A 12,726-nucleotide genomic window follows, 5' to 3' on the forward strand; every position below is an offset into this window, starting at 1 on the left:
GCCTTTTCCGTCGCTACGCGGACCGTGTGATCCGCTCTCGCCGGATCGGGACCACTGTGCTCGGGGACTCGTGGACGAGGTTATACAGGGCGTCGAGGGCCGCCCGCTTCTCGGCAAGGTAGTCATGTCGGTCATAGTGGCGCGCCTGCACGCCGCCGAGGCCATGCGACTGCAACTGCGCACGCACATCCGAGTTGAAACCCAAGTCCGCCAGACGTGTCTCCGCGGTGCGCCGGATGTCGCGGATGGTGAATGGTCCACCGGGTAGTTCCCCGGCGGCCAGCATTGCCTCCATGACCGCTCGGCAGCGCGCGTATGCGGTAGACGCCGCCATCCCCGACTGGCCCGCCGTGGCGGTGAAGATGTAGTCCCCAATGCGATCCGGCGCCATCGCGTGCAGGGCATCCTCCGCGGGGGGAATCAACGGGACCACGTGGAGCCTTGCCGAGGGTCGGCGCCCCTTGGTGTCGCGTAATGTAAGCGTGCCTGCATCCGGGTCGTAGTCGGCCAGCGTGGCGCGGGCGAGCTGCTCGATGCGCTGTCCCCCGGTCAACAGGTGGAACCTCAGGCAGGCGCCGTCGCGGTCGGGTAGCGCGGAGATGCGCCGCCAGTAGGCCCGCAGTTCGGTCGCGCTGAGCGCACGGCTCCGAGCTTTGTTCGCGCCTTCGATGGTGCCCAGGTCACGCGTGGGATTGGTCCTGATGCGTAGCGCGCGAAGGGCGGGTGTAGCGCTCGCCGTTGTCCGCGCCTTGACCCCGGCGGAGTAGGCTGACTGGAGATAAGAACGGATCTTCTCCGCCTCGCGCAGCTTCCCGGTGTCGGTCAGCGGGGTCAGGATGGAGAGTAGGTCGTCCGCCGTAAGGTCGTCGGCAGGCGTCGTCCAAAGCCGCGGCCACGCCTTGGCCACGTGTCGGCAGATGGCAGCTCGGACGGCCTTGGCGCTCGCTTTGCCCCGGGCCTCCAATGAGTCCACATAAGCGGTCAGGAGTGCGCCCAGGGTGGCCTGCCTGCGTTCCATTTCCAACTGCGCGGCTCGTTCCGCCGCCTCGCGCTGCCGGCGCGCTTCTCGCTCTTCCGCCTCCAGTGCCGCGCGAAGGTCTCTATCTCCGGCACGGTAACGCGCGGACAACTCCCGAGCCCGTTCGCGCGCCGCGGCCAACGATAGGGGGCCGCCGCTCCCCTCCCATTCGCCCAGGGGCACGCGGTCACGCGTCCCGTCCGGTTTGGTGTAGCGGAAGTAGAACAACACGCTGTCGCCCGCACGTCGCCAAGCGGTGAGGGTTCCACCGCCTCTCGGCCAACCGTCAGACTTCTCTGCCTCGCCAGGCTTCAATGCATGAAGCGCGCGCGCAGTGAGCTTTGCCACGTGATCTTCCCCTGTGCACTGCCTTGCAGGACTCAGGATAGCATCCGGTGGCCGTTCGGTGGCCGTTCGTGGTCGGCATATCGCGGATACTCTCGGACACTGATGGACTAAGCTAACTTGATAAATCAATCGGTTGCGATTGAACGCGGACTCGCCCGGAAGCCGGAAGACGCTGGAAGAGGGGATTGAAAATCCCCGTGTCGGGGGTTCGATTCCCTCCCCGGCCACCATCGATGAAACAGTGTGGACCAGCAACCCGCCCGGCGCGGGTTTTTTTGCGCCCGGGCCGCGGGGTGGCGCGGCTTCGCGCGTCCGGGGCCGGTCTGGCCGGGCTCCCGCCGGACCGGGACGCGCGCCCGGCCCGGGAGTCGCGTATGCGATAATTGTTGCGATGCGGCAGCCAGTCCGCGCCGCCGGCGCCGGTCCTGCGGGTCCGGTGCTCCGAACGAACCGAGGAGTGCAATCCGTGTCAGACCATGTCGTGTTGAATGCCGGCGGCAAATCCGTCGAGCTGCCCGTCCTCAAGCCCACGCTCGGCAACGATTGCGTCGACGTCTCGCGGCTGACCAGGGAAACGGGGCTCTTCACCTACGACTCGGGCTTCACCGCCACTGCCAGCTGCAAGTCGGCGATCACCTACATCGACGGCGAGAAGGGCGTGCTGCTGTACCGCGGCTACCCGATCGAGCAGCTGGCCGAGCACTCCAGCTTCCTCGAGGTGGCGTACCTGCTGATGAACGGCGAGCTCCCGACCAGGGAGGAGTTCGCCAAGTTCGAGCACGACGTGACGCATCACACGATGATGCACGAGTCGCTGAAGAACTTCCTGCACGGGTTCCGCTACGACGCGCACCCGATGGCGATGCTCGCCGGCACGGTCGCCTCGCTGTCGGCGTTCTACCACGACACCCTCGACCTCGACGACCCGGCGCACCGCCGCCAGGCCGCGATCCGCCTGCTGGCCAAGGTGCCGACCCTGGCCGCCGCGGCCTACCGCTATTCGATCGGCTGGCCGATCCGCTACCCGCGCAACAACCTCGAGTACGTCGAGCGCTTCCTGCACATGATGTTCGAGGTGCCGAGTGAGCCGCTGGAACTCAACCCGGTGGTCGCCAAGGCGCTGGACCTGCTGTTCATCCTGCACGCCGACCACGAGCAGAACGCCTCGACCTCGACCGTGCGTCTGGTCGGGTCCACCGGCGCCAACCCGTACGCGTGCATCGCCGCCGGCATCACCGCGCTGTGGGGCCCCGCCCACGGCGGTGCCAACGAGGCGGTGCTGAAGATGCTCGAGGAGATCGGCGACCCGAAGAACGTCACCTCCGCCGTGGCCCGGGCCAAGGACAAGGAGTCGGGCTTCCGGCTGATGGGCTTCGGCCACCGCGTGTACAAGAACTTCGACCCGCGCGCCAAGATCATCCGCGAGATGACCCACAAGGTGCTGGGCGAGCTGGGCGTCGACGACCCGCTGCTGGAAGTGGCGATGCGCCTGGAAGAGGCGGCGCTGAAGGACGACTACTTCATCGAGCGCAAGCTGTACCCCAATGTCGACTTCTACAGCGGCATCATCTACAAGGCGCTGAAGATCCCGACCGAGATGTTCACGGTGATGTTCGCCATCGGCCGCACCGCCGGCTGGGTGTCGCACTGGCTCGAGCAGCAGGTCGACCCGGAAGCGAAGATCGGCCGCCCGCGCCAGATCTACACCGGCGCCGACGTGCGCGACTACGTGCCCGCCGACCGGCGCTGACCCGGTCGGCCGTTCGCCAGGCAGCGCCCCGCCATGCGGGGCGCTGCCGTTTCCGCCCGCGCGACGCGGCGGCCGGGCAGCGTCGCGCGCGCGATCAGGCGCCGGTGAGGGCCGGCGACCCGACGTCCGGGCCGTCGTCCTCCAGCAGTTGCCGCAGCTGGGACGCCGAGGCCCGCCGCATGGGGCGTTCGTCCACGTTCGACAGCGGCGCCTGGCGCAGGGCCACGCCGGGCAGCACGGTCAGCTCGAAGGCGAGGTCGCGGGCGGTGAACGCCCACATCGGGAACTCCCCCTCGCGCGTGCGGTCCAGGCGCAGCCGGTGGCTGCGGGCCTCGGCCGGGATCCCGGCCTCCTCCAGGAAGCGCGCCACCGCGTCGGCGTCGTCGCTGAAGAGCTGCATCGATACCGGCGTGCGCGCGTCCGCGGTGCCTTCGAGCACCGGCCCGACCAGGCGCGGGTCGAACCGGGCCAGGAATTCCATCGCTTCCAGCGCGGCTTCGCGGCGCAGGCGCAGTTCCTGTGGCTGGCTGCGGCCGAGGAACAGCCGCTGGTACTCGCGCAGCGCGTCCTCGATCTCGCGATTGCGCGGCAGCGAGGCGTCGTCGTGGAACCCGAGCCGGGCCGCCGCCTTGCGCTTGGCCTGCTGGTAGTCGCGGATGCCGCTTTCGGCCATCAGCCTGGCCGCTTCGTGGGCCAGTCGGGTGCGGCGTTCGCGGGCGCGGGTTCCGGCGTGCGGTCGGGCGCGGGGCATCACCTGTCTCCCGGTGCGGCGTCGTCCCGACTGTACCCCATGCGCGCACGCCGTCAACGTGACGCGCGGCCCTGGAAGCGGCCCTAGAAGATGTCGAACGCCTCTTCCGGCGGCTCGTCGTCGAAGTCGAATTCGCTCGCCGACTCCATCCGCTCGAGGTCCTCGGCCTTGAGGTACTCGACGATGCCGCCCGAGTCGCCCGCGAGCAGCCGGCCATCGGCCGAGACCGACACCCTGACCATGCCCGCCGGCGGTTCGTACGCCACCACCGGCGCATCCGCGAGCGCCACCTTCATGAAGTCGATCCAGATCGGAAGCGCGGCGCGCCCGCCGTATTCGCGGTTGCCCAGCGAACGGTTGTCGTCACGACCGACCCAGACCGAGGTCACCAGGTTGCCGCCAAAGCCGGAGAACCAGGCGTCGCGGTGGTCGTTGGTGGAACCGGTCTTGCCGCCCACGTCGGCCCGGCCGAGCGACCGGGCCGCGGCGCCGGTGCCGCGCTGGACCACGTCGAGCATCATCGAGACCAGCTGGTAGGCCACGCGCTCGTCGATCGCGCGCGGCGCGAGCACCGCGTCCTCGGGCAGCGCCTGGACCTCGCGCGGGCCCTCGGTGGCGGTGACGGCCGGCGCGGCCGGTCCGAGGTTGAAGCCGTCGACCACGTGCGACGGCGTGGCCCGGACGGCGCCGTCCGGGCCTGCCGCGCCCGCGCCGCAGCCGCGGCAGGCCCGGGCGGGGTTTTCCTTGAACACCAGTTCGCCGTTGCGGTCGCGGACCTCGTCGATGAACCAGGGCGTGACCCGGAAGCCGCCGTTGGCGAACACCGCGTAACCGCGCGCCACCGACAGCGGGGTGAGCGACGGCGTGCCGAGCGAGATCGAAAGGTTGGGCGGCAGCTCCGACTCCTCGAAGCCGAAGTGGCTGATGTAGCGGCGGGCGTAGTCGACGCCGATCGCGTCGAGCAGGCGCACCGACACCAGGTTGCGCGAACGCACCAGCGCCTCGCGCAGGCGCATCGGCCCCTCGAAGCGGCCGTCGGAGTTCTTCGGCCGCCACTCCTGGCCCCGGCGCATGCGGAACACCACCGGCGCGTCGAGCACGATCGAGGCCGGGTGGAACCCGCGTTCGAACGCCGCCGCGTAGATGAAAGGTTTGAAGCTCGAGCCGGGCTGGCGCCGGGCCTGGGTGGCGCGGTTGAACTTGTTGCCGGCGAAGCTGAAGCCGCCGACCAGGGCGCGCAGGGCGCCGGTGTCCGGCTCCAGCGCCACCAGGGTGGCCTGCGCGCGCGGCAGCTGCTCGAGGTGCCAGGTGACGGCCGCTGGCGCATCGCCGCCGCCCTTGGGCGCGGTCTCGACCCGGCGCACCCGGACCAGCTGCCCCCGCGATACCAGCGCCGCCGGATGCCTGCCGGTCCAGCGGCTGCTGGCGGCGTCCAGGGTCACCCGGGTGCCGTCGGCCAGCACCACCTCGGCGCTGGCCTCGCCGGTGCCGAGCACGATCGCCGGCAGCAGGCCGCCCTGGGCCGGGACGTCGCGCAGGCGCGCGGCCACGGCGGCCGGATCCTCGTCCGGCGCCAGTTCAAACACCTGCTCCGGGGTCCGGTTCCAGCCGTGGCGGTGCTCGTAGAGCAGCAGCCCGTCGCGCACCGCCTGGTCGGCCGCGGCCTGCATCTGCGGGTCGATGGTGGTGGTGACGTGGTAGCCCTTGGTCAGCACGTCGCCGCCGAACCGGGCCTCCATCTCCAGGCGCACCATCTCGGCCACGTACGGGGCGTAGGCCTCCACCGGGCGCTCGTGCGGCCTGGCGTGCATCTCGACCGCGCGCGCCTGGCGGTACTCGTCCTCGCTGATGAAGCCCAGTTCGCGCATGCGCGCCAGCACGTAGTCGTCGCGGCGCTCGCGCGCGCGTTCGGGATTGCTCAGCGGGTTGCCGCTGGAAGGGAACTTGGGGATCGCGGCGAGCGAGGCCATCTCGTCCAGGTCGAGCTGGTCGAGGGTCTTGCCGAAGTAGAACTCGGCGGCCGCGGCCACGCCGTAGGCGCGATTGCCGAAAAAGCTCTTGTTGAGGTAGAGCTCGAAGATCTCGTCCTTGGTCAGCTCCTGCTCCATCTTCCGGGCCAGGAGCATCTCGGCGAACTTGCGGGTGAAGCTGTACTCGGTGCTCAGGTAGAACTGGCGGGCGACCTGCTGGGTGATGGTCGACCCGCCGGGCACGCGCTCCTGTCCGCGGGTCTTGGCCAGCAGCCAGATCGCGCGGGCCACGCCGCGGTAGTCCACGCCCGAGTGTTCGTAGAAGCGTGCGTCCTCGGTGGCGAGGAAGGCCTGCTTGAGCCGTTCGGGCACGTCCTTGATCTTCACCGGGTAGCGGCGCATCTCGCCGAACAGCGCGATCAGCTTGCCGTCGCGCGAGTAGACGTACATCGGCTCCTGCATCTCGACGTCGCGCAGGCTCTGCACGTCCGGCAGGCGCGCCGAGACCGTGGTGTAGGCGAGGAAGCCGGCGGCCGCGGCCGCAAGCCCCAGCACCACGCACAGCAACAGGACCCAGCGCAGGATGCGCAGCAGGGGGCGGGCTTTGGCCCGGGTGGGCTGGGGGTCGGGGCTGGACATAGGGGCGCAAGTATAAGAGTGGGCGCCCGGCCCGGGTCCGATGCGCTCCGTCGAAACCTTCGGCGCCGGAAGCGCCGCTGCAGGGCGGCAGGCACGGAGCTTGCGAGCGGGTGCCGCAAAAGGGCAGGAATCGCCCTCGGGCGGGAAATCCGGCACGCTCTTGCAATCCGGCAGTTGCCACAGGATGAAAAGTCCGTTATTTAATGCTCCGGGGCACGTTGCGCACGTAAGCGCCCGTGGCAAAGGGGAAAAACGTGGGGCTGATCACAAAAAGTCAGGCGCCGCTTGTCGGGGTGGACATCAGTTCGACTGCCGTCAAGCTGCTGCAGTTGTCGCGCTCCGGCGACCGCTACAAGGTCGAGCACTACGCCGTGGAGCCGCTCCCGCCCAACGCGGTCGTGGAAAAAAACATCGTCGAGGTGGAGGCCGTTGGCGAGGCCATCCGCCGCGCCGTGTCCCGCTCGGGAACCAGGGCCAAGTACGCCGCCGCCGCGGTGGCGGGGTCCGCGGTCATCACCAAGGTGATCCCGATGCCCGCCGACCTGGACGACGACGACATGGAGTCCCAGGTCGAGCTCGAGGCGGTCAACTACATCCCGTACCCGATCGAGGAAGTGAACCTCGACTTCGAGGTCCTCGGCGGCATGCCCGGCAACCCCGAGATGGTGCAGGTGCTGCTCGCGGCGTCGCGTTCGGAGAACGTGGAGATGCGCGCCTCCGCGCTCGAGCTCGGCGGCCTCACCGCCAAGGTGGTCGACGTCGAGGCGTTCGCGATCGAGAACGCCTTCGGCCTGCTGGCCAACACGCTCAACGTCCCGCGCGACGGGATCGTGGCCCTGGTCGACATCGGCGCGACCATGACCACGCTCAACATCCTGCGCAACGGCCGCAGCATGTACTCGCGCGAGCAGGTGTTCGGCGGCAAGCAGCTCACCGACGAGGTGATGCGCCGCTACGGGCTGAGCTACGAGGAGGCGGGCCTGGCCAAGCGCCAGGGCGGCCTGCCCGAAAGCTACGAGATCGAGGTGCTCGAGCCGTTCAAGGAGGCGCTGGTCCAGCAGATCAGCCGCCTGCTGCAGTTCTTCTACGCCGGCAGCGAGTTCAACCGCGTCGACCAGATCGTGCTGGCCGGCGGTTGCGCCTCGATCCCGGGGATCGCCGAGATGGTCGAGGAGCAGCTCGGCGTGCAGACGGTGATCGCCAACCCGCTCGCGCAGATGACCCTGGGCTCCCGGGTACAGGCGCATGCGCTCGCGCAGGATGCCCCGGCGCTGATGATCGCCTGCGGCCTGGCCCTGAGGAGCTTCGACTGATGGCCCGGATCAACCTACTCCCGTGGCGCGAGGAGCGTCGCAAGCAGCGGCAGAAGGAGTTCGGCCTGATGCTCGCCCTGGCGGCGCTGGCCGGGCTGGTGCTGTGGTTCCTGGTCAACCTCTACTACAACGCGCAGATCAGCGGGCAGAAGGAGCGCAACCGCTTCCTGCAGCAGCAGATCGAGGAGGTCGACAAGCGGATCGTCGAGATCGACGAGCTCGACCGCCAGCGCGCGCGGCTGCTGGCGCGCAAGGAGGTCATCGAGCAGCTGCAGGCCAACCGTTCGCAGATGGTCCACCTGTTCGACTCGCTGGTGCGCACCATCCCCGACGGCGTGGTCCTCACCACGATCAAGCAGGAGGGTGAGAAGCTCACGCTCGAGGGCCGCTCGCAGTCCAACTCGCGGGTGAGCACCTACATGCGCAACCTCGAGGGCTCGGGCTGGATGACCAGGCCCGACCTGTCGATCATCGAGGCACGCGACGGCGTGGCCGGGTTGCCCTACGTGTTCAACCTGTCGGTCCAGCTGGCCAACCCCAACGCCCCCAGGGACGAGGATGGCGACGGCATCCCCGATCCGGTGCCGCCGGTCGACTCCGCGCCGGCCGCGACCGCGGCCCCTGCCGAAGGAGCTGCCCAGTGAGCAAGAAGAAGATGTCGCTGCGGGAACTCGACTTCAACAACATGGGCGCGTGGCCCCGTGAGTACAAGATCGGGTTCTGCGTGCTGATCGGGCTGCTGATCTTCGGCCTGCTGTGGTACGTGGTGACCCGCAAGAAGGGGGACGAGCTCAAGGGCCTGGAGCGGCAGGAGTCCACGCTGCGCGGCGAGTTCGAGACCAAGCAGGGACGGGCCGCGAACCTTGAGCCGCTCAAGCAGCAGCTTGCGCAGATGGAACAGCAGTTGCAGCAGATGCTGCGCCAGCTGCCCAGCCGCACCGAGATGCCGGCGCTGATCAACGACATCTCGCAGACCGCGCTGGCCACCGGGATCCACAACGAGCTGTTCAAGCCCGGCCCGGAGGTTCCCAAGGAGTTCTACGCCGAGAAACCGATCGAGCTGAAGATGGTGGGGACGTACCACCAGTTCGGCGCATTCGTGAGCGGCGTGGCGTCGTTGCCGCGGGTGGTGATCATGACCATGCACGACATCTCGTTGCGGCCGCGGGGGAGCGGCCCCAACGCGGGCCTGGGGCCCAATTCGAGCCTGGAGCTCGCCGGCACGGTCAAGACCTACCGCTACCTCGACGAGGAGGAGGCGGCGAACGCGCAGGCGGCTGCTGCGCCGGGGGGGGCTCGCTGACATGGGGATGACGTCGAACAGGGCGGGGATCGCCGCCTGCGTGCTGGCGCTGGCGCTGGCGGGCTGTGTGAGGGGAGTCACGAGCACGCCGGGGGACGCGCCGAACCTCGAGGAGTGGGTGGCCAATGTGAAGGCCCGGCCCGCGCCGCCGCTCGAACCGCTGCCGGTCATGCAGCAGTTCGAGACCTTCGAGTACGCCGCGCAGGACCTGCGCGATCCGTTCAGCGCCGCGTTCCGCGACGACGGCACCGGGAGCGGGCCGCGCCCCGACTCCAACCGGCGCAAGCAGGCGCTCGAGATGTTCCCGCTCGACAGCCTGGACATGGTCGGCACCCTGCACACGGGCCCGGACATGGTGGCGCTGGTGATGGCGCCGGACAAGGTGACCTACCGGGTTTCGCCGGGCTCCTACCTGGGGCAGAACGACGGTCGCGTGACCAGCGTGCACGAAGACAGGATCGAACTCGTTGAACTTGTGCCGGATGGCGCCGGTGGCTGGCTGGAACGGCCGGCCTCGATTGCGCTCGAAGACAATTGATCAGGGGAAGTCAAAGATGACCGTCACCAATGTGCGTAATCCGCAGCCGACCCGGCGAAGCCTTCCGCTCCAGGCACTGGCGCTCGGCCTTGCCGCCGGCCTGCTGTCCGCGTCCGTCGCCGCCGGCTCCCCGTCCGCACCCGGGTTCGCGCCCGTCCTCGTCCCTGCGCTGGCCCAGGCCGCGTCCGCGGATCCGGCCAAGCAGGTGCCCGGCGTGGTCTCGGTCTCGGCGGTCGACTTCAAGCGTGGCGACGGTGGCGCGGGCAAGCTGATCCTGCGCTTCGACGGCGAGGGCGCGAACCCCGACCTGCGCACGCAGGGTTCGAGCGTGGTCGTCAACATCGGCAATGCCAGCCTGCCGGCGGCGTTGCAGCGCCCGCTCAACGTCAGTGACTTCGCCACCCCGGTGCAGCGCATCGATGCCCGGCAGGGCGGCGAGGGCGCGCAGCTGGTGCTGAGCGCGCAAGGCAACTTCGAACCCCTCGCCTACCAGAGCGGCCGCGAGTACGTCGTCGAGATCGTGCCGCGCGCCGCGCCGGCCAGCGGGCGCGCCGTCGGCGCCAGCAACCCGGCCGCGGTTGCGTCCACCGCGCAGGCATCGGCGCCCCGCGCTTACACCGGTCGCCCGGTGACCTTCAACTTCCAGGACGTGCCGGTGCGCACCGTGCTGCAGCTGATCGCCGAGGAGTCCAACCTCAACATCGTCGCCAGCGACACGGTGCAGGGCAACGTCACCCTGCGGCTGATCAACGTGCCGTGGGACCAGGCCCTGGACATCGTCCTGCAGGCCCGCTCGCTCGACAAGCGGCGCAACGGCAACGTCGTCTGGGTGGCGCCGCAGTCGGAGATCGCCAAGTTCGAGCAGGACAAGGAGAACGCGCGGCTGGCCATGGAAGAGCGGGCCGAGATGATCACCGAGTACATCCCGATCAGCTACGGCAACGCCGAAGACATCGTCAAGCTCCTCACCGAAGAGAGCAAGACCGGCCACGGCGGCGGCGGCGCCAGCGGTGGCGTGAGCCAGAGCCGCGGCTTTCTCTCCGCGCGCGGCAGCCTGAGCTTCGACCGCCGCACCAATACCCTGCTCGCGATCGACATCCCGCAGCGCGTGGCCGAGATCAAGCGCCTGGTCCAGGCCCTCGACAAGCCGGTCGACCAGGTGGTGATCGAGGCCCGGATCGTGATCGCGAACGAGTCGTTCGCCCGCGACCTCGGCGCCCGCTTCGGTGTCTACGGCAGCGACAACTTCAACCGCTGGATCACCTCGGGCAGCATCGACAGCAACCAGGGGGCCTATGGCCAGGTGCTCGACCCCGACCACGAGGGCGGCATCACCTTCAACAACCCGCTCAACTTCGCCAACGCGGTCACCAATGGCGGCTCGCTGGCGCTCACGATCCTCGGCAACTACGTCAACTGGGACCTCGAGATCTCGGCGCTGCAGCGCGAGGGTCGCGGCGAGGTGGTGTCGAACCCGCGCATCGTGACCAGCAACCAGAAGGAAGCGATCATCCGCCAGGGCCAGGAGGTGGGTTATCTCACCGTCACCGGCGGGCAGAGCAACAGCATCCCCACGGTCGAGTTCAAGGATGTGTTGCTTGAGCTCAGGGTTACGCCGACCATCACCAACGACGGGCGCGTGTTCCTCAACATGGCGCTGAAGAAGGACGAGATCGAGGGTTTCGTTCGCAGTGGCGCCGGCGACGTGCCGCAGATCAACAAGCGCGAGATCACGACCGCCGTGCTGGTCGACGACGGGCAGACCGTGTCGATCGGCGGCGTCTACGAGTTCCGCGACCGCAGCGACCTGTCCAAGGTCCCGTTCCTGGGCGACCTGCCGATCATCGGCAACCTGTTCAAGAAGCGCGGCCGCAGCCGGGAGAAGGCCGAGCTGCTGATCTTCGTGACCCCGAAGGTGATGCGCGTCGCGCAGCGCTGAGGCGCCGGCGGCAGGACCACGCGACGGGGCCTTCGGGCCCCGCCCGCGTTTGCGGGGTTTGGCGGCGAAGGTGCCGTCCGGCACTGAACCCGGGGGCGGGAGTCTGGTCCAATGCGGGCTGACGCTCCGCGAACCGGACCCCATGGACACTTCCCGCGACGAGATTCCCCGCCTGCACGCCACCTTCGCCGCGCTGCGCGACGACCTCGCCGCCGAGATCGTGGGCCAGGCGGAACTGGTCGAGCGCCTGCTGGTGGCGCTGCTGGCCGACGGCCACCTGCTGGTCGAGGGTGCGCCGGGCCTGGCCAAGACCAGCGCCGTGCGCGCGCTGGCGGCCAGGATCGACGCCGACTTCGCCCGGGTGCAGTTCACCCCGGACCTGCTCCCGGCCGACCTGACCGGCACCGAGATCTGGCGACCGCAGGAGGCGCGCTTCGAGTTCGTGCCTGGCCCGGTGTTCCATTCGCTGCTGCTGGCCGACGAGATCAACCGCGCGCCGGCCAAGGTGCAGTCGGCGTTGCTCGAAGCGATGGGCGAGCGCCAGGTGACGGTCGGGCGCGAAACCTACCCGCTGCCGCGGCTGTTCCTGGTGATGGCCACCCAGAACCCGATCGAGCAGGAGGGCACCTTCCCGCTGCCCGAAGCGCAGCTGGACCGGTTCCTGATGCACGTGCGCATCGGCTATCCCCAGGCCGAGACCGAAACCGAGATCCTGCGCCTGGCCCGGGCCCGCGCGCGCGACGACCTCGGGCCGGACAGCCCGGCGCCGGCGCGGATTCCCCAGGCCGACGTGTTCGCCGCCCGGGCCGCGGTGCTCGACCTGCACATGGCGCCGGCAGTGGAGCGCTACCTGGTCGAGTTGGTGCTGGCCTCGCGCGATGCGGCGCGCTACGACGCGGCGCTCGGACGCCGGATCGCCTGGGGCGCGAGCCCGCGCGGCTCGATCGCGCTCGAACGCTGTGCCCGCGCCCATGCCTGGCTGGCCGGCCGCGACTTCGTGACCCCCGACGACGTCCGCGCCGTGGCGCCCGACGTGCTGCGACACCGCGTGCTGCCCCGCTACGAGGCCACTGCCGAGGGCTGGGACGGCGAGCGCCTGGTCGCGGAACTGCTGGCCCGGGTGCCGCTGCCGTGACCGGCGCGCCTGGCATGGCCAG

10 protein-coding genes and 1 tRNA gene are annotated in these 12,726 nt (G+C 69.5%); 8 read left to right on the top strand and 3 right to left on the bottom strand.

Features of this window, described 5'->3' with window-relative positions; genetic code table 11:
- Positions 1-13: 13 nt before the first annotated feature.
- Positions 14-1,249, bottom strand: coding sequence for a tyrosine-type recombinase/integrase (locus FQY79_RS08235; RefSeq protein ID WP_146312418.1), 1,236 nt, complete (start codon positions 1,247-1,249; stop codon positions 14-16).
- Positions 1,250-1,527: 278 nt separating this feature from the next.
- Here FQY79_RS08235 and FQY79_RS08240 point away from each other — a divergent pair.
- Positions 1,528-1,592 (top strand) — tRNA-Ser (locus tag FQY79_RS08240).
- Between the two features lie 240 nt (positions 1,593-1,832).
- A complete protein-coding gene (locus FQY79_RS08245) occupies positions 1,833-3,116 on the top strand; it encodes a citrate synthase (protein ID WP_146312419.1) in 1,284 nt (427 codons plus the stop codon).
- 94 nt (positions 3,117-3,210) lie between these two features.
- Here the strand turns inward: FQY79_RS08245 and FQY79_RS08250 are convergent, their stop codons facing one another.
- Both FQY79_RS08250 and FQY79_RS08255 read right to left on the bottom strand, forming a co-directional pair.
- Positions 3,211-3,867 carry a hypothetical protein gene (locus FQY79_RS08250; RefSeq protein ID WP_146312420.1) on the bottom strand — a complete coding sequence of 219 codons (657 nt, stop codon included), beginning with the start codon at positions 3,865-3,867 and terminating at the stop codon, positions 3,211-3,213.
- Positions 3,868-3,950: 83 nt separating this feature from the next.
- The gene (locus FQY79_RS08255; protein ID WP_146312421.1) at positions 3,951-6,476 is read right to left on the bottom strand and encodes a penicillin-binding protein 1A; all 2,526 of its coding nucleotides are present in this window, start codon (positions 6,474-6,476) and stop codon (positions 3,951-3,953) included.
- A gap of 254 nt (positions 6,477-6,730) precedes the next feature.
- Between FQY79_RS08255 and FQY79_RS08260 the strand changes: the two genes are divergently transcribed.
- From FQY79_RS08260 to FQY79_RS08285, 6 genes are all read left to right on the top strand, one after another.
- Positions 6,731-7,789 carry a pilus assembly protein PilM gene (locus tag FQY79_RS08260; RefSeq protein ID WP_146312539.1) on the top strand — a complete coding sequence of 353 codons (1,059 nt, stop codon included), beginning with the start codon at positions 6,731-6,733 and terminating at the stop codon, positions 7,787-7,789.
- On the top strand, positions 7,789-8,433 hold the full coding sequence (locus FQY79_RS08265) for a PilN domain-containing protein (RefSeq protein WP_146312422.1): 645 nt from the start codon (positions 7,789-7,791) through the stop codon (positions 8,431-8,433). The genes FQY79_RS08260 and FQY79_RS08265 overlap by 1 nt, the downstream gene beginning before the upstream one ends.
- A complete protein-coding gene (locus FQY79_RS08270; RefSeq protein WP_146312423.1) occupies positions 8,430-9,092 on the top strand; it encodes a type IV pilus inner membrane component PilO in 663 nt (220 codons plus the stop codon). The genes FQY79_RS08265 and FQY79_RS08270 overlap by 4 nt, the downstream gene beginning before the upstream one ends.
- 7 nt (positions 9,093-9,099) lie before the next feature.
- Positions 9,100-9,630 (top strand): pilus assembly protein PilP, encoded by a 531-nt coding sequence (locus FQY79_RS08275; protein ID WP_146312424.1) that lies wholly within the window; start codon positions 9,100-9,102, stop codon positions 9,628-9,630.
- A 16-nt stretch (positions 9,631-9,646) separates the two neighbouring features.
- Positions 9,647-11,569, top strand: coding sequence for a type IV pilus secretin PilQ (locus FQY79_RS08280; protein ID WP_146312425.1), 1,923 nt, complete (start codon positions 9,647-9,649; stop codon positions 11,567-11,569).
- Positions 11,570-11,711: 142 nt separating this feature from the next.
- The gene (locus tag FQY79_RS08285) at positions 11,712-12,704 is read left to right on the top strand and encodes an AAA family ATPase (RefSeq protein WP_146312426.1); all 993 of its coding nucleotides are present in this window, start codon (positions 11,712-11,714) and stop codon (positions 12,702-12,704) included.
- Positions 12,705-12,726 lie beyond the last annotated feature (22 nt).

This window comes from Luteimonas wenzhouensis, from assembly GCF_007859305.1.
Classification (GTDB): domain Bacteria; phylum Pseudomonadota; class Gammaproteobacteria; order Xanthomonadales; family Xanthomonadaceae; genus Luteimonas; species Luteimonas wenzhouensis.

Coding starts and splice junctions, on each gene's coding strand:
- FQY79_RS08250 (WP_146312420.1), bottom strand. CDS start 3,867: ATGCCCCGCGCCCGACCGCACGCCGGAACCCGCGCCCGCGAACGCCGC.
- FQY79_RS08255 (WP_146312421.1), bottom strand. CDS start 6,476: ATGTCCAGCCCCGACCCCCAGCCCACCCGGGCCAAAGCCCGCCCCCTG.
- FQY79_RS08265 (WP_146312422.1), top strand. CDS start 7,789: ATGGCCCGGATCAACCTACTCCCGTGGCGCGAGGAGCGTCGCAAGCAG.
- FQY79_RS08275 (WP_146312424.1), top strand. CDS start 9,100: ATGACGTCGAACAGGGCGGGGATCGCCGCCTGCGTGCTGGCGCTGGCG.
- FQY79_RS08280 (WP_146312425.1), top strand. CDS start 9,647: ATGACCGTCACCAATGTGCGTAATCCGCAGCCGACCCGGCGAAGCCTT.
- FQY79_RS08285 (WP_146312426.1), top strand. CDS start 11,712: ATGGACACTTCCCGCGACGAGATTCCCCGCCTGCACGCCACCTTCGCC.